The sequence below is a fragment of the Christensenellaceae bacterium genome (genome assembly GCA_031260975.1).
Lineage (GTDB): Bacteria > Bacillota > Clostridia > Christensenellales > UBA1242 > JAISKJ01.
In genome coordinates this window covers 38,391-56,157 of the sequence record JAISKJ010000004.1, presented here as the reverse complement: position 1 = coordinate 56,157, position 17,767 = coordinate 38,391, and the positions used below count along the sequence as shown (strand labels likewise).

General features: G+C 37.2%; 17 protein-coding genes. 4 read left to right on the top strand and 13 right to left on the bottom strand.

Translation table 11 applies throughout. The features are described from left to right. Positions 1–139 precede the first annotated feature (139 nt). Positions 140–658: a hypothetical protein gene (locus LBN07_04620; GenBank protein MDR0850730.1), complete on the bottom strand. Its 519-nt coding sequence runs from the start codon at positions 656–658 to the stop codon at positions 140–142. After that, positions 655–1,986, bottom strand: coding sequence for an ATP-binding protein (locus LBN07_04615; GenBank protein ID MDR0850729.1), 1,332 nt, complete (start codon positions 1,984–1,986; stop codon positions 655–657). The genes LBN07_04620 and LBN07_04615 overlap by 4 nt, the downstream gene beginning before the upstream one ends. Positions 1,987–2,220: 234 nt before the next feature. Here LBN07_04615 and LBN07_04610 point away from each other — a divergent pair, with 234 nt between their 5' ends. The 3 genes from LBN07_04610 (at position 2,221) to LBN07_04600 (ending at position 4,654) form a co-directional block, all read left to right on the top strand. Continuing rightward, positions 2,221–2,619 carry a hypothetical protein gene (locus LBN07_04610; protein ID MDR0850728.1) on the top strand — a complete coding sequence of 133 codons (399 nt, stop codon included), beginning with the start codon at positions 2,221–2,223 and terminating at the stop codon, positions 2,617–2,619. A gap of 136 nt (positions 2,620–2,755) precedes the next feature. After that, positions 2,756–3,649, top strand: coding sequence for a diacylglycerol kinase family lipid kinase (locus LBN07_04605; protein ID MDR0850727.1), 894 nt, complete (start codon positions 2,756–2,758; stop codon positions 3,647–3,649). Positions 3,650–3,685: 36 nt separating this feature from the next. Then, entirely contained in the window at positions 3,686–4,654 is a 969-nt protein-coding gene (locus LBN07_04600) for a YgjV family protein (GenBank protein ID MDR0850726.1), read from the top strand. A 71-nt stretch (positions 4,655–4,725) separates the two neighbouring features. Here the strand turns inward: LBN07_04600 and LBN07_04595 are convergent, their stop codons facing one another. Further along, complete coding sequence (locus LBN07_04595; GenBank protein ID MDR0850725.1) at positions 4,726–5,166, bottom strand: hypothetical protein; 441 nt, start codon at positions 5,164–5,166, stop codon at positions 4,726–4,728. A gap of 208 nt (positions 5,167–5,374) precedes the next feature. Between LBN07_04595 and LBN07_04590 the strand changes: the two genes are divergently transcribed. After that, complete coding sequence (locus tag LBN07_04590; GenBank protein ID MDR0850724.1) at positions 5,375–5,827, top strand: hypothetical protein; 453 nt, start codon at positions 5,375–5,377, stop codon at positions 5,825–5,827. Between the two features lie 32 nt (positions 5,828–5,859). Here LBN07_04590 and LBN07_04585 read toward each other — a convergent pair whose 3' ends face one another. The 10 genes from LBN07_04585 to cas6 form a co-directional block, all read right to left on the bottom strand. Beyond that, complete coding sequence (locus LBN07_04585) at positions 5,860–7,125, bottom strand: hypothetical protein (protein MDR0850723.1); 1,266 nt, start codon at positions 7,123–7,125, stop codon at positions 5,860–5,862. Positions 7,126–7,540: 415 nt separating this feature from the next. Then, a complete protein-coding gene (locus tag LBN07_04580) occupies positions 7,541–9,358 on the bottom strand; it encodes an alanine--tRNA ligase (protein ID MDR0850722.1) in 1,818 nt (605 codons plus the stop codon). Between the two features lie 110 nt (positions 9,359–9,468). Next, positions 9,469–9,741, bottom strand: a complete 273-nt coding sequence (cas2, locus tag LBN07_04575) for a CRISPR-associated endonuclease Cas2 (GenBank protein MDR0850721.1) — start codon at positions 9,739–9,741, stop codon at positions 9,469–9,471. A gap of 8 nt (positions 9,742–9,749) precedes the next feature. Further along, the gene (cas1b, locus tag LBN07_04570) at positions 9,750–10,742 is read right to left on the bottom strand and encodes a type I-B CRISPR-associated endonuclease Cas1b (GenBank protein MDR0850720.1); all 993 of its coding nucleotides are present in this window, start codon (positions 10,740–10,742) and stop codon (positions 9,750–9,752) included. Continuing rightward, on the bottom strand, positions 10,708–11,247 hold the full coding sequence (locus LBN07_04565) for a CRISPR-associated protein Cas4 (protein MDR0850719.1): 540 nt from the start codon (positions 11,245–11,247) through the stop codon (positions 10,708–10,710). The genes cas1b and LBN07_04565 overlap by 35 nt, the downstream gene beginning before the upstream one ends. A 40-nt stretch (positions 11,248–11,287) precedes the next feature. After that, entirely contained in the window at positions 11,288–13,570 is a 2,283-nt protein-coding gene (cas3, locus tag LBN07_04560) for a CRISPR-associated helicase Cas3' (GenBank protein MDR0850718.1), read from the bottom strand. A 64-nt stretch (positions 13,571–13,634) separates the two neighbouring features. Further along, positions 13,635–14,384: a type I-B CRISPR-associated protein Cas5b gene (gene cas5b, locus LBN07_04555; GenBank protein ID MDR0850717.1), complete on the bottom strand. Its 750-nt coding sequence runs from the start codon at positions 14,382–14,384 to the stop codon at positions 13,635–13,637. Between the two features lie 23 nt (positions 14,385–14,407). Then, positions 14,408–15,271, bottom strand: a complete 864-nt coding sequence (gene cas7i / locus LBN07_04550) for a type I-B CRISPR-associated protein Cas7/Cst2/DevR (protein ID MDR0850716.1) — start codon at positions 15,269–15,271, stop codon at positions 14,408–14,410. After that, positions 15,271–16,926 (bottom strand): type I-B CRISPR-associated protein Cas8b1/Cst1, encoded by a 1,656-nt coding sequence (gene cas8a1 / locus LBN07_04545; protein MDR0850715.1) that lies wholly within the window; start codon positions 16,924–16,926, stop codon positions 15,271–15,273. Before cas8a1 ends, cas7i begins: the two co-directional genes overlap by 1 nt. After that, the gene (gene cas6 / locus LBN07_04540; protein MDR0850714.1) at positions 16,923–17,696 is read right to left on the bottom strand and encodes a CRISPR-associated endoribonuclease Cas6; all 774 of its coding nucleotides are present in this window, start codon (positions 17,694–17,696) and stop codon (positions 16,923–16,925) included. Before cas6 ends, cas8a1 begins: the two co-directional genes overlap by 4 nt. Positions 17,697–17,767 lie beyond the last annotated feature (71 nt).

Below are 17,767 nucleotides of genomic sequence, written 5' to 3'. Positions count from 1 at the left end.
TTCGACAAAATAGCAATCAAATAACACCTTTTTTCTATCTTGCCCAAAAAAATAAAAAAATTTATATCTTTTGAAAATGTCATCAATTATACAAAAAACAAAAGAACTCCGTTTTATGAGTTCCTTTTCAATTAAATTTTCATTTAAAATACTTATCCAAGACTAATAATATATTGCTTTGCCCTGCCTTGGTCAAAGGCAGAGTCTTCCTCAAATCCTGTTCATCTATCCTTTCAAAATGCGGGTTTTCAATAAATTCTTGTGCGGCTTTCATTTTATTACTTCTATTATCAATTTTTAAAACATCTTCAATTTCTTTAGCAAATAATATGAGCTCATAATCATTCTCTCTGCAGTGAGTAGTTATTTCATCTAATTCCTTTTGTGCCACTCGACGTAAACTGCTAGGATTTCCATCCATATCAATGAAGTAAATTATGACAATATTCATACCAGATGAAAAAGCTTCTACTTTCTTGATTTGTCTTTTTGTACGGATTGATTTATAATTCCCTTTACCATCCATATAAACAGGCTGATAATCCGGTTTTACACCATAATAATATCTTATTATTTTTGATACGTAATCCTTATCTGTGGTTGAATTTTTACCATTACACTCTAAACAAAAAATTAATCTTTGGTTTGCGTCGCTCATTTATCATGCCCCCTAAATATGTCAATAAAATCAAACGCTTCCAACGAAAAAGGTAACCCTTTTATTAGACCTTTTTTATAAATATTTGACGGAGAATAACTACCCTTGTGTTTCCAAATTGTCAAATTGTTTTCAGTATCTAAGAAACAAATTTGACACTTATTTCTTCTATTTTGACAATTCATAACATCCATCGGCGAAGTATTATGTGTTGTGAAAATAATTTGTCCTTTTGAATAATCCGCAAAATATTCTATCATTTTTGAAAGATAGGCATCATTAATCGCTGAATCAAGTTCGTCAATGACAAGCACTTTTCCCGGTTTTGACAAATTCTTAAAAAACAAAAATAATTCAAAAAGTTTTTTTATCCCCACACTCTCCAAATCAACATCAATTCGGTAATCTGTATATACAAAATTAAGATAAGTATAATATATGTTTCTATCTTCTTTTTTTATGATTTCAATTTTCTTAAGGTCAGGCTTAAAAATTCTAAGAAAGTCCGCCGCATCTTTTACATCTTTTTCAAATTGAGAAAACATTTCTTTGGGAAGAATGCCCGCATGTAAATTATCTAAATCAATTTTTTTATCACTAAAAAATTTTTCAACTATTTGGATATGTTTTTCTTTATTAATTAAAAATTTTGCATGCGCATCCGCAAATTCCAACCGACAATGTAAATTTGTAATTAACTCACCAATCGGTTTTTGTATTTCATCAATAAGCAAATCTTCTTCTTTACTTACTAAGTTTTTCTGTTGAACATCAAAAAAAACTGTTTCAAAAAAACTTCTATTTATTAGTCTGTTTCTTAAAACCTCCTTTGTCTTAGGTCCCAATACACCCTCTTTAATATCACCGTTTTCTACAGATACAATCACACTAACATCGGGTTTCAATTGAATAAACTCTTCTTTGAGAATATCAATATCCTTTGTAAAAGGATTGTTTTTTTGAAGACTGATTAAATATCTATATTTCCTTGGTTTCTCAATCTGCTGTTCCGATACAAAAAACTCTACTGCCAACATCATTGAATTGGTTTTTCTATTCATAATGGCATTCAAATACTCTTGTCTCTCATTCATAAGTAAATAGTTTCTATCCAAAAGTATTCCTATTAAAATTTCAAAACCATGAATAATTGCACTCTTACCCGAGCCATTTGGGCCATAAATCGCTGTAGTGTTTTTATATGAAAAAACATTATGGTAATCTGGTCCATCTTTTCTATCATCAGCATAATTCATAAAGTCAATTTCAATTGGCTTTTCAATATTTTTTACTCCACAAACAGTAAATTTTGATAAAATAATTCCCATAATTTTTTCCTCTTTTGTATATTATACAGTAATTTCCACAACCACATTATAACATAAAAATCTGTTTTTTTCAAACATTTTTACTAATTTAGTAAAAAAATGTCAAATCCACATGATTATTATAGCATATATCAACTAAAAGTCAATGGACAAATGACAATCGGGACCTAACTGAAAATACATAAAACCAACAATTGCTTTTACTGTTTTTTGTTTTTGTGCTATACTAAAACTATGGAGGTCATTATAATGAACAAACAACTTAATGAAATTTTTAAAAACCATAAAGAAGGCAAAGATGTGTCTTCGCTGGTAAATAAACTTGCTGCAAAAATTATTCCGATAGGCAAAAAAGACCCTCTATGGGAAATCGGTGCACAAAATCTTTTGAAAGGCGTAATTATATCGCTGCTAAACAACCCCAAAACCACCGCCGAAACTTTTACTACTGACAAAATCAAAGAAATTTGTGAGCTTGGAAATCTCAAGGGTGACAAACTTGAAAAATTGCGCTCCTATTTTGAAAAGCAACCCCTTGCCTGCCGCCAGCTGGCAGACGCCGTTGTAAACAACTCCGACAACACCGCAAAGAGTTATCTGGGCGTTTTGTATAACTATTTGGCAAGACTGTAAAACTTCATCTTGCAAGACTAATAGTCTTGCTGCTTTACAACAACAAAAACATACAAAAAAATAGTAATTAAATTTACTGTTTTTTGTTTTTATGGTATAATGCGGTTGAACAAAGATTGGGGGGTATAGGTCACAGATGGATACAAAAGAAAAATTGAATTTTATTGTCAACCCAAATGCGGGCTGCGGAAAAACAACAAAGGCCATCGGGCTGATTGTTGACATTCTAAAAGAAAAAGGCATAGACTATCACATAGACTATGCCACAACTCCCGAACTCGCGAGGGAGTTTTCAAGTGCGCTTGAGGCTAAAGGGGAAAAGAAGATTATCATCGTTGGCGGAGACGGCACCTTCAGTGAGGTTTTAAACGGAGTGAAAAATCCGTCCGATTTGACTTTTGGGTTTATTCCCGCAGGAACAGGCAATGATTTTGCAAAAACGCTGGGTATATCCAAAGACCCCAAAAAAGCGCTTGAACATGTTTTAAACAGTAAAGTGACACAGTTTGATTATTTTCAGGGAAGATCCCGCAGAGCTCTTAATACTGTGAGCACCGGCATTGATATTGCCATAATACAAAAGTATAATTCTTATAAAAAACGCAGCAAGCTTAATTATTACCGTGCTCTGCTCGGGGCAGTTTTCAAGTTTAAATTTCCTTGCTTCAGGCTTAAAATTGATGACACAAAAGATATTCCCGAAAAAGATTACTTTGTTGTTTCGGTCTGCAATGGTCAATATTTTGGCGGCGGAATGAAAATCAGCCCCAACTCAAAACCAGATGATGGGAAAATAACTTTGGTCAGTATTCATGGCATGCCAAGACGAAAAATTTTTTTCCGGATGCTCGACGTTTTAAAAGGCAAGCACATCGGAAAATCTTATTCCGAAGAATATATCTGCGACCATATAACCTTAAACGACAACCAGCTCATGACAGTCAATTTTGACGGGGAACTTATCCCTAATGAGCCGTTTGATATTAAAGTTATAAAAAACGGACTGAATGTATTTCTTGATAAACAATAAAACTTAACTGTTTCAAAATTTAGGGGATAAAAAAGAATGACGCTTTTTCAGATTTTGGCTCAGGTAGTCGCAATAATAATAATTGTCATAATGGCGATCGGAGCGCAGGCCAAAACTCAGAGGTCTTTTTTGTTTTTTCAGCTTATTATCAACATTCTATACTGCGTGCATTATGCCTTTCTTTCTGCAACAACAGCCACTGTAGTTTGCATCATTTGTGTAATCCGCACCCTAATATTTTACCTCTATCGAAGAAAAGATAAAACAGTACCGATTTGGCTGCTGATTGTAATTCTTGCCGTTGTAATCGGATCCGGCGTATTTACGTGGGAAGGCTGGCTGAGCCTGCTGCCTATTGTCGCCACAATTTTGTTTACTTTTGGCCAATGGCAGTCAAACGTTAAGGTTACAAGACTGTTTGTAATCGCAGGCGACCTGACATGGATAGTCTATAACATTTTCTATCTTGCATATGCAGATATCGCAGGCAGAAGCGTTGAAGCACTGTCCTGCCTGATTGCATCACTTAGATACCGCGACGACACCAAAAAACAGCCTATGGAGGTTTCACCCAATATAAACCCCATAAGAGAAGTAAAGTTTTATAACCTTGAAGAAGTAGGTGAAGCACAGATTAAAATTGCTGTAGTAGCTGCTAAATACAAAAACAAATGGATTTTTTGCAAACAAAAATCAGGCACATGGGAGCTTCCCGGAGGGCACAAAGAAGAAAATGAGACTATTCTTGAAACGGCCAAAAGAGAATTATTTGAAGAAACAGGGGCTGCGAAATTTGATATCACCCCCGTCTGCATATATTATGTAACAAGACACGCTATGCTGTTCTATGCCAAAATAACAAAGCTGGGAGCCCTTCCGCCAACTGAAACCGAAATAGAGAGTATCGACTTCTTTGAAGATTTGCCGCCAAACCTCACCCTCCCGCAAATTCACCCCAAACTTTTTGAAAAAGCTAAAGAATTTCTGACTTCAACCAAAACTTAAATAATTCAATCAATAACTTAACAATAAATAAAAAAGACAGTATATATTTACTGCCTTTTTTGTTGTATTTTTTATTTATTCTTTTCAGCCCACAGGTCAGTCAAAGGCTTTGTCAGTGCCACAATTTCGGGGCTTGTCAAGCCATAGCTATTGGAGTCAAACACATCCACTACAACGGGAACTCCACCTATTACAAACTTGCCTAAGCAAACATTCTGGCAGCCTTGGCTCAGGCCGTTGCCTCTGATTGTGTTAGAAGCCACACTGTTTGAGGCCGTATCTGCAAATACATATGCTTTCACTGAATCGCTACCCTTTGTTATCAAAAAGACTTTCTCAAGACCCTCAAAATTTGTTTCACTTACAATTTCACTAACAGTGAACCCCGCACCTTCATATGCTTCTTTTGTTTCTGTAGCTGTTATTCTATCTTCGCTGGTACAGGCCGCCAGAGTAAATGCACAAAGCAGAAAAACCGCCGAGACCGCCAAGATTGTACTAAATTTTTTCATAATATTTCCTCCTTGATTTATAAACCGATTATATCATGAATTAAAAAATTATCAAACAAGTTTAATAATTAGTCAGAGCCCGGCTGATTATTTTCATCGTCGTCAAAACCTCTTATTCTTCGCCATAAATCTGCTTTATTAGTCCATCCAAAAGGTTGTTGGCCGCCAACAAACTTGCTATACTTTTTTTATCATAAAGGAGGAAATTATGAAAAAATTTGCATTTACCCTTGCCCTTTGTTTTACGGTAGCCATGAGCTTTGTTCTGGTTGGTTGCGGAGAACCAAAAACATATCTTGAGGGCACATTTGTTATGACATCTTTTGAGAAAGACGTAGGTATAAGCAGTCTGGACTTTGACAACGCAACTATGAACGAATATACCATAGAGCTTGACGAAGAAGGTAACACAACTTTTATATATGTCAAACCCGTAAGCAACACTTCAGGCGAAACTACAACCATTGATGCCCAAAAGGATACCATTGAAGGAAGTTATTATTTTCAGGGCAGCAAAATGACGGTGCTAAAAGATAACGCGGCGCAGGCAAGTATTCAGGTGAGCATCAATGATGCAGAGGACGAAATAACCGTCAAATATGTTTCAACGGGAACAACCTATTACACTGCAAAGTATACCAAACAATCAGCAGCAGAATAGCAAAAAAGAGAGCTTAGTCTCCCTTTTTTCTTTTAATATTTTTTTAATTCGTCTTTTATAATCTTTACAAGTTGCTCTTTTGCCATCAGTGTTTTTTCACGCGTCTTACGGTTTTCCACTTCAAGCTTATCACCGCTCTGTTTATTGCCCAACACTATAATATACGGAATACCATTTAGCAACATATCCTTAATCTTCACGCCAAGTGACATATCACGGTCATCCCAAAGCGTCTCTATATCCTCGCCGTTAAGATAGTCATACAGCTTTTGTGCTTTTGGAGCCTGCTCTTCACTCAGGTTTACAATGCCCACTTGATATGGTGCAATTGAAAGAGGAAAACATAAACCGTCGCTGTCGCAGTTAAGCTCAAGCGCCACATTTACGGCACGGCTCACGCCAAAACCGTAAGTTCCCATATAGCAATAGTCGCGCTTGCCCTCAGCATTAGTGAATTGAAGATTCATTGTTTTTGAATAGAATTGGTCAAGGTGAAAGATATGTCCCATTTCAACAGCACGTCTCTCAACCAGCTTTTTAAAGTCCACCTTGCCGTATTTTTTAAAGACATCCTGCTTCAGTTCTTCGTGCTCCAAAATCTCTTCGTTCAAAACCAATCCCGTTTTGTCATCACACAAAACCTTATCTTCGCCAATCTCACAAAAACACATAATCTCCTCTGAAATCTTTCCGCCATATCCGTTTACAGCACGCACAGCCACAACATTAATACCAAAAGCCTTGGCAAGCTCATAATAACACTGTTTCATTTTGTCATATTCTGCTTCCATAGCCTCTCTGCTGTCGTGAAAGGAATATCCGTCGTGCATAATAAATTCTTTGCAGCGCATAAGTCCGCCGCGCACTCTGATTTCATCCCTGAACTTTTTGCCTATCTGATAAACGTTAAAGTTAAGGTCTTTATAACTATTGATGTGAGTTCTTACAAGGTCAGCCATAAACTCCTCAGCCGTGGGGCTAAAGAAAAATTCATTATCTCTGCCTTTTGAATAAAAAGTTGTGTCGCTCGCCTTATACTTTTCCCACCTCCCGCTTTGCTGCCAAATAGTCTTTGCCTGAAGCTCAGGAAGACTCACATTAATGCAGCCATACTTATTTAAGTACTTTTTGGTGAGGTTTATCGCCTTGTCAAGCGAGCGCAAAAGCAATGGTCCTATGCTATAAATCCCCGCCGATGCTCTCTTCAGCTGTCCTGATTGAAACAGCATCTCCACCGACTTAAACTCCTCTTCACCTCTTGACTTACTGCTTTTAAACGGCACTTTGCTTAATCTCATATTTTTCTCCTTCTAACAAAACAACACGAGTTATTCGTGTTGTTAAAGTCTTTTTAATCTCTTCAAAGTGAGACCAGCCCCCAACACAAAAATACACATAATTTACGTGTGTGGAGCTGGGACAAAATTTGCTTTGATTGTTTTCATGCCTTCATTATATTCTTTTTTTTTATATAAGTCAATAAAAACGTCAAGCCCTTTGCTGCGGCATCCGGAAAATTTTGAGTATTGACAATCCTAGCATTTACATATATAATAACTATGCTAAGGAATTGTTATATTAACATCTCCCATGCCCATGTGTCCAAATTCATGAAGGAGCAATCCTTAGGGGGTATGCGTTTGGACACAGCAAACAAAAAGGCTTTGGTTTAATAAACCAAAGCCTTTTTTGAATGATAAACAAAATATGATATCAATTAAGTATAGCCTTAATCCTGCGAATGTTTGCCGCGGCACTTTCTTCTTTGATTATCTTAAAGCGGCCGAGCTCACCGGTGTTTTTCACATGCGGGCCGCTGCAAATCTCTTTACTGAAGTCTCCCATGGTGTATACCGTTACATCGTCGCCATATTTTGCGTCAAACAAACCTATTGCTCCGCTCTGCTTGGCCTGCACGGGCGTCATATGCTGACAAGTCACTTCAAGCTTTTGCGCTATGGCATCGTTAACCAGCTTCTCTATCTTTTCAAGCTCCTCGGGCAAAACCTTGCGCTCAAAATTAAAGTCAAAACGCAAACGTTCGGGTGTGATATTGCTGCCCTTTTGGCTCACATGCCCGCCCAGAACTTTTCTAAGCGCTGCATGCATAAGATGGGTGGCCGTGTGAAGCTTGATAGTTTCGGGGTCAGTATCCGCAAGCCCACTCTTAAACACAGCGTCTCCCGCCTTCGAAAGTTCTTTATGCCTGCTCAAAAGCTCATTAAAAGCCATATCCTCAACGCTAAACCCACGCTCGGTCAAAAGCTCACGGGTAATTTCTATAGGAAAGCCGAATGTATCATACAACCTAAAGGCGATTTCTGCCTTCAAGATTTTTGCGCCGTTTTTATACTCAAAACTGTCTTCAGACTTTATAGCATCCTCAAACACTTTAAGTCCCTGTTTGAGGGAGGCTGAAAATTTATTCTGTTCTGCAACAAACTTATCTACAATCTGAGCCTTTTCAAATCTCCACTTGGGCGACATGCCGATTGCAACGATATTATCAATCGTCCTTCCAACAAGCTCAGATGCTTTGCTTTCATCAAATTCAATGGTACGCATGTGCCTCAGGCTTCGTCTGATGAGGTTTCTCAAAACATACCCTGCTCTTACGTTGCTTGGTTCAGCTCCTGAATTCAAAATTAAAACCGCAGCTCTCACATGGTCAGCAATAATCCTTATTGACCTCGTGTTGGACACTTTTGAGCTTTCGTTCAAATATTTCATTATAGGCAAAAAGATTTCAGTTTCATAAACGCTATTTACGCCATTGAGCGTAGCCAATAATCTCTCAAGTCCAGCACCGGTATCTACACTTCTAAACTTTAGCGGCAGATACTTTCCGTCAATGGTCTGAAGATATTGCATAAACACTCCGGCGTTCCAAATTTCGGCATACCTGCCCTTTGTGTCAAACTCGCCGCCTTCAAGAAAGCTTTTCACCGGAGTTCGTCTGTCAAAAAACACTTCAGTGCAAGGCCCGCAAGGGCTTTCTCCGTCACCCATACGCCAGAAATTATCTTCAAACGGCAAACCTAATATATGAGATTTCTCTATTCCCGACTTTTCCCAAAACCCGCTGCTAAGGCTGTCAGGCACAAGGCCTCTCTTTTTATCTCCGGCAAAATAAGTCACAAACAACCTATCCTTTGGAATTTTCAGCCTATCAACCAACAACTCATACGCCTGTCTGATAACATGCTCATGGTCATAGTCTCCGATAAACCAGTTTCCCAACATATGAAAGGCCGTCAGGTGAGTGTCGTCACCAACGTCCTCAATGTCAATTGTTCGAATGCAAGTCTGAATGTTGCACATCTTGTCGCTCTCGGGTTTTTCTTCACCGGTAAACACCTTTTTGATTGGCGCCATGCCCGAATTAATAAAAAGCAAAGTCGGGTCATTTTCGGGCACGAGATTTGCGTTTTTTATTTTTTTATGTCCATACTCTACAAAAAAATCTATAAAAGCATCCACCACTTTCTTAGCCGTATACTTCATTGTCTTTTCCTTCTTTTCCCCTATCATAGGGGGCATATTACATATATCACTAACACCGCCAAAAGTCAACCTAAAATAAACAAAGTTGTGTCTGATAACACAACTTTGCTTCAACTTTTCTATTTGTTAATTATATCTTACAGCAAGTTAGTCAGCTTATCTTCCTCCTCAACTAAGAAATCCTTTTTCATCCATTTATTGTTGTTACTGCTAAAAACTATGCATGAATCCCCTTTCCTTAAATATTGTCTAAGCTGAAAAGAAAGGTCTAAATATTGTGCCTTATCAAGGTCTCCTTCAAAAACCGAGTTTTGAACATGCGTCAGAAACTTTTTACATATCTTAAACACATTGTTTGTAACATTGCCGCCGCCCTGGCTTTTTATGTCATAAACCAATACTACATACATACTCCACCTCACCACCAAATCTTAAAGGGCTCATACTCCTTGTCACCGATGAAATGCTTTATGAGTTTATACAGTTCCAGCCTGATTAAATATCTATATGAAACATCTCTCTTAAGACTTCTGTGCATGATTGTAGTCTTTAGTCTTTCATCAAATTTTTGCACTATAAGCTTAAGGGCACTATCCTTAAGCCTTATGCCGTTTGTGTCACTATAAAAATCACTTTCCCCAATCTCACCCTTATTGAGAAGTGAAAATATAAGCCTATCCACAATCAGCGGCTTAAAAATTTCGGTTACATCCAAAGAAAGTGAAAATCTTTTTACAAACGGTTCATGCAAATAACTTATAGACGGATTAAGCTGAGTTTTATATATCTCGCTCACTGTCTTACTATAAAGCATACTGTTTAAAAAAGAAATTAAACTGTTGACCATATTGTCAGGCGGACGCTTAATTCTTTTTTCAAAATTGATATCCTGATTAATTATATCATTCCATAGCCCATAATAAATCTTTCTGATATTCCCTTCTATCCCCATAATGGCCTGTATGTCGTCATACCGCTCAAGCGTAGAAAGCAGAGCTTCAATTTCATCAATAGCCTTGTCAAACTCACGGCCGCGGTTGTTATAATATCTGATATTTCTAAGAATGTTTTCACCGGCTCCTCTCACAAACTTACGAGCAAGCTCGCAGCGTTTGGTATAATCCATATAAAATCCAACCTGACTTACCAAAAGCGAACCCGAAATATGCTCTTCTTTAGGGTGAAAGCTGCCTATATAATGCTCATAATAGTTATAAAAATGAAGTACTATTTTGTTCTTATACAATATATTAAGCAATGCCGAATTTAGAGAAACCTGACCAAATATATGAATGTCATAGACCTTTTCTATAGGAATATCCTTCTTAATCCCGTCTTCTGTGCAAAGCCTTATGGTGTTGTCCTTTCGCATAATTTCACCATTTGAAAATATATAAAAACTCTCTTGCATATTGCCCTCCCAAATAAAAGTAAATCATACATAAATCATAATAAGCACATGCCCGACATACTTTAAGCGGTTCGATATGCGGCGGAAACTCACTATTTATTATTTTTTCTATCTCTTCAATTTTGCCGGCAATAATTTCCACGTCACCCTCTTCAAGCTCAACAGTTTCTGTCTTTTTTTGAAGCGGCAAATCAATTTTGCCCTTTATGTCTTTGACACCCCGCAAATGCAAGTGATACAAATAAAACTTAACCTGCCAAATGGCCGCGTCAAGCTGACTTTCGGACTTTTTAACTTCATGAACCGTATTATTTTTAAGATAGTCAATATTTGCAATATCCTCTATCATAAAATTATGTTTTTCCTCTTTATAAGTTGTTTGATCAATAAACTTGCCAACCTTTACAAGTCCGCTTTCATTTTCCATATTAAGGCGATGCGACGACAACCATACTTTACGTTTACAAATATGAAAATAGCCGAACATATATCCCGTAACCGCCATAACAACCTCCCAACACATAAAATAACATAAGTAACTTCTCTTACAAAATCCGCTTATCAACCCCCATATCAGCTTCATCATCAATTTTTGCCTGCAATCCTAGCTTACTGTCATATAGCAAATCAGTCAGATATAAATCCGCCTCTTCTCTATATATAAACTCAACATTTTTGCCCTTAAGTGTATACATGTTCTGTTCAGATATGCTTATCACAAAATCTTTTAATTTTTCTCTCGCGATAGCTTTTTGTCCCTTATTTTCATCTTTTAATCTTGGCAAAAGCTTTTCAACATCGTTTCTGAACTTATACGGCACAATAGTGACACTGTGTATCTCCCTAAATTTGTTCTTCGCTTCGCTTTTGTTATAGTCGCCTATCCTAAAGTTTTGTATCAGCCTGAGAGTGTTTTTAAATTCCTCATAATACTTACTGCTTTTGACACTCTCAAGCGAATAAACCTCTTCTATATACCTCTGCTTATCCTGCTCAGTAAAATATTTGTTGTCATATGGTTTCAGTGCTTCAAAACTTTTGTCATATATATACTTATCATACACCGAGCCTCTTCCAACACCGGAATTAAGTATAAATACATTGGGCTCCTCAGAACTATAATCTCGCTTTCTATAACACCTGCCAAGCCGCTGGATAAGCGAATCAGCCGAACACATATCCGTATAAAGCAAATCAAAATCAATGTCGAGACTAGCCTCCACAATTTGGGTACTTATAAAAATCCCGACCCTACCCTTGCTTTCAGCCTGTCCCGCTTCTCTTATTGCAATTTCTTTCCGGTCTCTATCAATCTTAGTAAATCTTGAATGCAGCAATGTGGCGTCTTTTTCAAACTTGCCATAAGCCTCCTGCGCCCTCTTTATAGTGTTGCAAATAACCAGCACGCGTTTAGTCTGAGCTGAGTGTCTGATTGCGTCATAGTCAAAGTCTTCACCCTCAAGCAGTTTTATCCTGTGTCTTATTCTATCCATCAAAAAAGCTTTGGGTTTGCCTTCTTCCAGCACAAGCGATATATCATTGCCATAAATGTCTTTTCCGCATATTTCCTGCTTCAGATGCTCCGTCAGAAACGGCGGCATAGTAGCCGTCATAATACAAAACCTGCCGCCCATTTTAGTAATAATTTTTAGTCCGTATATGATATAAGCCAAAATATTGGGTGAGTAGGCCTGAATTTCATCTATAATAACTCGGCTATAAGACAACGTCGCCGGCAAAATTTCCAATCCCGGAGCCTTAAACACAAACGTAAAAAGCTGATCTACTGTCGTAATTGTCATAGGGTGGATAAATGCTTTGGCACGCTTTCTAAAAAGCTCTGCATCATCATATTTTCCTTCGTCATATTTCTTGTCGTCCTGATTCATAAAAAAGCTTGTAGTATCACTGTGCAAATGCCCTAAAAGTTTACTCTTTCTAGGGCTTGTTCCCAGTGTCCCCTCAGCTCCATCAGAAGCCGGAAAATATCCGTTGTCAACAAATCTGTCATACATAGCATCAATCGACACTTTAAGCGGAAGTGTATAAAAAGCCTTCTCCTGCCCCGTCCACAAAAGAGCGCCTTCTGTTTTCCCGCTGCCGGTTGAAGCTATCACAATCACATTTTTGCCGCGATTTTCAAGCATATACCGCTGACAATCATTAATCTTCCATCCCTCTTTTGTTGCATAGGCCTCAACAAATTTATCATGCTCTATCGGAGCAATCTCACACCCCTCATTATATGCTCCTGCACCGTTAGCACTTCCCGCCCAATCAAACTTATTCAGCATGCCCTTAATTTTAAAATATTTTAGAAGATAATCTTCTTCTGCATTTTTATCTTCCAGACCAATTCTTCCAAGTCTGCCCAGAGACGTTATTCCACTCAGCTTAACCGAGCTGTCATTTATATATTTGGTTAGATTATTGCGGATATATTCTTTTATCATTTCATCGCTATAATTACTATAATCTCGTGTATGATGATTATAAATTGCCTGATAAATAATTCTCGTATATTCTTCTCCAAATTCTTTTATCAAATAAGAAGTATCCAAAAAAGCACAGCTTAAAATTCCATGCGGGATTTCACATGGAAGCATAGGTATCTTGGCTTTTTCATCTTTTAACTTAATCTGCATTCTTTGCTGAAACTCCCTGTTTTTCTTGCCTTCATCATGTTTCTCACACGCAAATCTTATCACTTGCCTTTCTTCCTCACTAAAATACTTGCCAAAAAGCAAGAAAAACTCCTCTGCGTTTTTCATAACATTTTCTATATGTTTTTCAAGCGTTTGTCCGTCTGATTTAGCTAAATATTCCATAAAAATTCCCTTTGTTTTTATAATATTTTTTTTGTCTTAAAACCAAAAAGCGGGCAATCCCGCTTTATGCAAAAAATATTCCGAATTTCTCTTCAGTATTCATTTCCTGATGCGCAACCTCGGCAGTCAACACTAAATCATTATCAGCCCTATAATGAAAGGCATGAACCTTCTCCCATTCTCTAAAGCCGCTTTTATCGTTTATATTATAAATTTTGTTTAGTGTATATCTTGAGCATGGTGCATAGCTTCCCATCAATCCCTTTGCTTTTGCATATATTACTTCAGGAATATACGCATCCAAACAAACTTTTGGGCTTTGGGTGGGCTCAAACTTTACAACGTCAACCTTATCAATTCTGAGCAAATCCTCATACCTTCCAAGCGATGGATAAATCGCTGGATTTTTCAGCCCACTCAAAATCCTGTCAAAATCCTCTTGCTCCTGCGGCAAAATATGAAGAACAAGGTTGACATCAATCAATAGTTCCATATCACTTGGCCCCACTGTTATGCCATCCCAGCCATCTCCGTTTTTAACTTTTAGTTGGTGACGGCCGCCTTCTTCATAAGCTATACCCATAAAATATCTCGTGTACATATCGCTTATCATAGTGGCATGCTCACCTTGAATACTTACCTTCATTGGCATATACGGCTTTTCTTTTGTAGGTCTAAAACCGCACATATTATGCACAAACCCAATCACCGTGGAGTATGGCGGCAGAGGAAAACTCTCGCCAATGTCAATGGAGAGCGGTTTTTTATAGTTTGCAGATATTTGGCTGCACTTTATCCTTATACACTTACTCACAGTTTTCTCCTATCTTTTTTGGATTAAAAACTTATTTTCTTTGTGAGACTGTCAAAAAATTCACCTATCATCTTGGGTTCCAGCTTGTCTTTAATTGCCTGCTCATTTGCAAATGTCCCCGTCAAATAACCTACTTCAGTGTTAGCTTTAACTTCCCCTTCAAGCGAAATCGCCTGCAACAATGTCTCTATATTCAACTGATTATTCTTAAGCTTAAGTTTTCCTTCAAAAAACGGATTTTTAATATCATAAAGCCCGCCTATTACAAACACAGGGCTAAGATTTTCTCTTCGGCCTCTAATATCTCTATAAAGCATCTTTATGGTATTAAGCAAACTCACTACTCTTTTGGTTTTTTCAGCGGCACTGATTTCTATATTTCCGTTTTCATCCTTACCTACTCTATCCAAATCTATTGTCAAAGTATAGGCATAAAATGACTGGTGATTTTCACTTTGAGCCAGCGCATTGTCCTCGCCTATTCTTCTGCTTTGCCCCATATTGTTTAAAAAGTCCGTATCTCCCTTATAGCTTTCAAGTGAAATTGCATGCGAAAGCCTTGCCACAGCATTTCGGGTGGAAGCATTGTTACCCTTGGTGGTCTTCATATATCCAAACAAATCTATTTCGGGATAATCTTTTATTGAAGCATCAGGTGCAAATTGAACAACCTTTTTATCCCCGCCGCCTTCTGCCTTGACAGGAGTATTATCCCATGCCAGCTGATTTATTATGCTATATCTCAATGCCTGCCTTGAAATATAAGTATATGTATTCCCATCCCCTCTTGTAAGTTGTTTGAGTGAAGAAATATTTCCTATTCCTTCGCCGTAGTTTGCGCTCTGCGCTTCAAATATTACACTTATCGTTAAACCATTTTTCATAATTATTCTCCTTTTCCTTCTTTATCTTCTTTTTCTTTACGAGGCTCACCTAAAAGTCCCAGAATAAACGCAAGGCCAATTTCTTTAAAATCATCATCGCTTTCAATTCCGTTCAGAAAGCCGCTTGGGATGGGCATATTGATGCCCGAATACAAACGTATTAAAATATCAAAAAATAATTCCCTATTTTCGCTTCTGACCGCATTTTGAAGTTTAATAACTATCCCGTTCAGCTTATTCTCATTCTTGCTACCGTCATTAAATCTGTTCTTTACTTCCTGTCCGTTATTCCAAACGGCCCACGCCCGTTTTATGTTGTTTTGCACTTTTTCTTCCTCCTTCTTTTTTCTTTTTATTTCAATCATAAGCATCTGCATCAGCGTATTTGCATAAGCGCCATATTTCAAAAACTTGTGTATCGTATTATACAGCGCTTTGTTATAGAACAAACAATCCAACACAGTTTCCAGCACACTTATCCATTCGGGCTTACTTGAGTTTCCTATATTCACTTTGTTTTTTGAAATTGAATTAAGCTCAATCTTACAATCAGTAAATATCTTAATCAATCTTTTATCTACAACATTAAGTGAATACCGCGTTTTGTCATTACTCAGTTTTTGGTTTATCAAAACCTCTATGTTATTAAGTTCCCGCTTCTTTTCTGCCATTTCTTTCAAAATAAGCTGAGTTATCACCGAGAATCTGGACTTGTTTTCAATATTATCAAACTCTCGTTTTGAGTTTGCATTAATTAGTCCGTCAATCGTTTCGTTCTCGTTTATAAAAATCAAATCCTGATCAATTGAATTAAACCCAAGCGGAGCGCAGGTGTATATAAACGTACATAGCGGACAAGCAGATAAATCCGGTTTATAGTTCCAGAACGGTGATTTTTTCTTTCCGTCATCTATACCTAGATTTTGGATAAACGACAGCGATTGTAAATTATCACACTCTATATCACAAACACAACATCTCTTTTTTTGCTTTTTGCCGCTGATAAGCATTTCTCTTATTGAATCAATAAGTCTGTCATTTAAAACCTTTGTAATGTTAAATTTAACTTGATTTTTATGTAAAAATGCAATTCCCGACCAAATCATGTTTATTTTGGTATACATAATGTTTTTCATATACAACGTCTTTTGAATTTCTTCTTTTTCAAAGTCGTTATAAATTTCTCTAATCAAGCTCTTTGTAGCCTCTAAATTTTCAAAAGTATCTTCTTTCAGTTTAGATATATTTTCTGCAATATTGTTTTCAATGCCGTCAGCTTTTAAAACCTCAAAACCTGTGAGAACACTTTGCTGCACAAAAGAACCGACTATATATTTTATGTTTTCCTTAAACTGTTTGGGGTCGTCGACTTTCTTCATATCTAAAATTGAATTCATTTTACTCATTGAAGTATACAGCCTTGTTGTTTCCTTATATCTATCAATAATAGCCTCAACATACAACGCTGCCAAATCAGCTTTTATGAGGTCGGCTTTTGAGATTGTCAGTTGGTCACGGTTGATTTGATGTTGAATACCTCCGCGCTCCAGAATATTAACCAGCCCAACAACTCCGGCGTTAAAGAGTGCAGTATCAAGGCGAACGATTACTTCGCTGTCGGAGTTACCGGAACCTTGTTCATGATGTTTCTCATTCATGCATCCGCCTCCTTTGCCGAGATTATGTCAAAGAGTCCAAAACCTTCGCTTCTTCGGCTGCCCATGCCTGCCATATAAGCTTCTTCTATTATTTGCGGACTTGCTTCAAGCTCAAATACACCGGCCGAACAATCTATATTCATATCTTTATACTTAATCACCAGCCGCTTGCCTGTCACCGGCACAGGTTTTATGGGCCTTAACGCAACCTTGCCATCAGGGATATTTCTTATTTTTAAATAATTACTTACAACAAACTGCAGAGTTTTGGCAAAGCCGTCATCATAGTAATTCAGATAAAAATTCTTGCCGCCCTCAAGGTTTTTCCGCACCACAAGCGGACTTAAAAATTTAATCACAACTTTGTTTGTGTTTCCAAAAATAGGTTTAGTATTTGAATAATTTACACCCACAAGTTTCATGCTGTTTGAGCCCGGCAGAGGATATTCGTCGCATCCCTCATATTCACTGTTTTTCATACTCAAAAAAGAGTTATACAATTTCATAAGCATTTTAGTGTCGGCGCATGAGAATTTCACTGAAATCGCATTCTCTTTCAACAAAAACCTGTCACCTTCAATCTTGTCCACCGGCAGAAATACAGAAAACGAATAGGTTTTCATCCTATTTGCCAAATAAAGCTCGTTGTATGTTTCCGGATATTTTTTCTCAAGTACCGATTTTATAAAAGACAAAATAACCGATCTATAATCAAGCGGAATACACTTCTGCTTCAGCAAAAACTTTAATTCTAATCTTAATTTTGACATTCGTTTTCACCTCAACTAAAGTATAGCGCTTTTTTTTTAATAATCAAACAATTTTGACAATTTTTTCTAAA

What these genes read in the sequence shown, in the direction of transcription:
- LBN07_04620 (MDR0850730.1), bottom strand. Translation starts at nt 658, where the DNA reads ATGAGCGACGCAAACCAAAGATTAATTTTTTGTTTAGAGTGTAATGGT.
- LBN07_04615 (MDR0850729.1), bottom strand. Translation starts at nt 1,986, where the DNA reads ATGGGAATTATTTTATCAAAATTTACTGTTTGTGGAGTAAAAAATATT.
- LBN07_04610 (MDR0850728.1), top strand. Translation starts at nt 2,221, where the DNA reads ATGGAGGTCATTATAATGAACAAACAACTTAATGAAATTTTTAAAAAC.
- LBN07_04605 (MDR0850727.1), top strand. Translation starts at nt 2,756, where the DNA reads ATGGATACAAAAGAAAAATTGAATTTTATTGTCAACCCAAATGCGGGC.
- LBN07_04600 (MDR0850726.1), top strand. Translation starts at nt 3,686, where the DNA reads ATGACGCTTTTTCAGATTTTGGCTCAGGTAGTCGCAATAATAATAATT.
- LBN07_04595 (MDR0850725.1), bottom strand. Translation starts at nt 5,166, where the DNA reads ATGAAAAAATTTAGTACAATCTTGGCGGTCTCGGCGGTTTTTCTGCTT.
- LBN07_04590 (MDR0850724.1), top strand. Translation starts at nt 5,375, where the DNA reads ATGAAAAAATTTGCATTTACCCTTGCCCTTTGTTTTACGGTAGCCATG.
- LBN07_04585 (MDR0850723.1), bottom strand. Translation starts at nt 7,125, where the DNA reads ATGAGATTAAGCAAAGTGCCGTTTAAAAGCAGTAAGTCAAGAGGTGAA.
- LBN07_04580 (MDR0850722.1), bottom strand. Translation starts at nt 9,358, where the DNA reads ATGATAGGGGAAAAGAAGGAAAAGACAATGAAGTATACGGCTAAGAAA.
- cas2 (MDR0850721.1), bottom strand. Translation starts at nt 9,741, where the DNA reads ATGTATGTAGTATTGGTTTATGACATAAAAAGCCAGGGCGGCGGCAAT.
- cas1b (MDR0850720.1), bottom strand. Translation starts at nt 10,742, where the DNA reads ATGCAAGAGAGTTTTTATATATTTTCAAATGGTGAAATTATGCGAAAG.
- LBN07_04565 (MDR0850719.1), bottom strand. Translation starts at nt 11,247, where the DNA reads ATGGCGGTTACGGGATATATGTTCGGCTATTTTCATATTTGTAAACGT.
- cas3 (MDR0850718.1), bottom strand. Translation starts at nt 13,570, where the DNA reads ATGGAATATTTAGCTAAATCAGACGGACAAACGCTTGAAAAACATATA.
- cas8a1 (MDR0850715.1), bottom strand. Translation starts at nt 16,926, where the DNA reads ATGAATGAGAAACATCATGAACAAGGTTCCGGTAACTCCGACAGCGAA.
- cas6 (MDR0850714.1), bottom strand. Translation starts at nt 17,696, where the DNA reads ATGTCAAAATTAAGATTAGAATTAAAGTTTTTGCTGAAGCAGAAGTGT.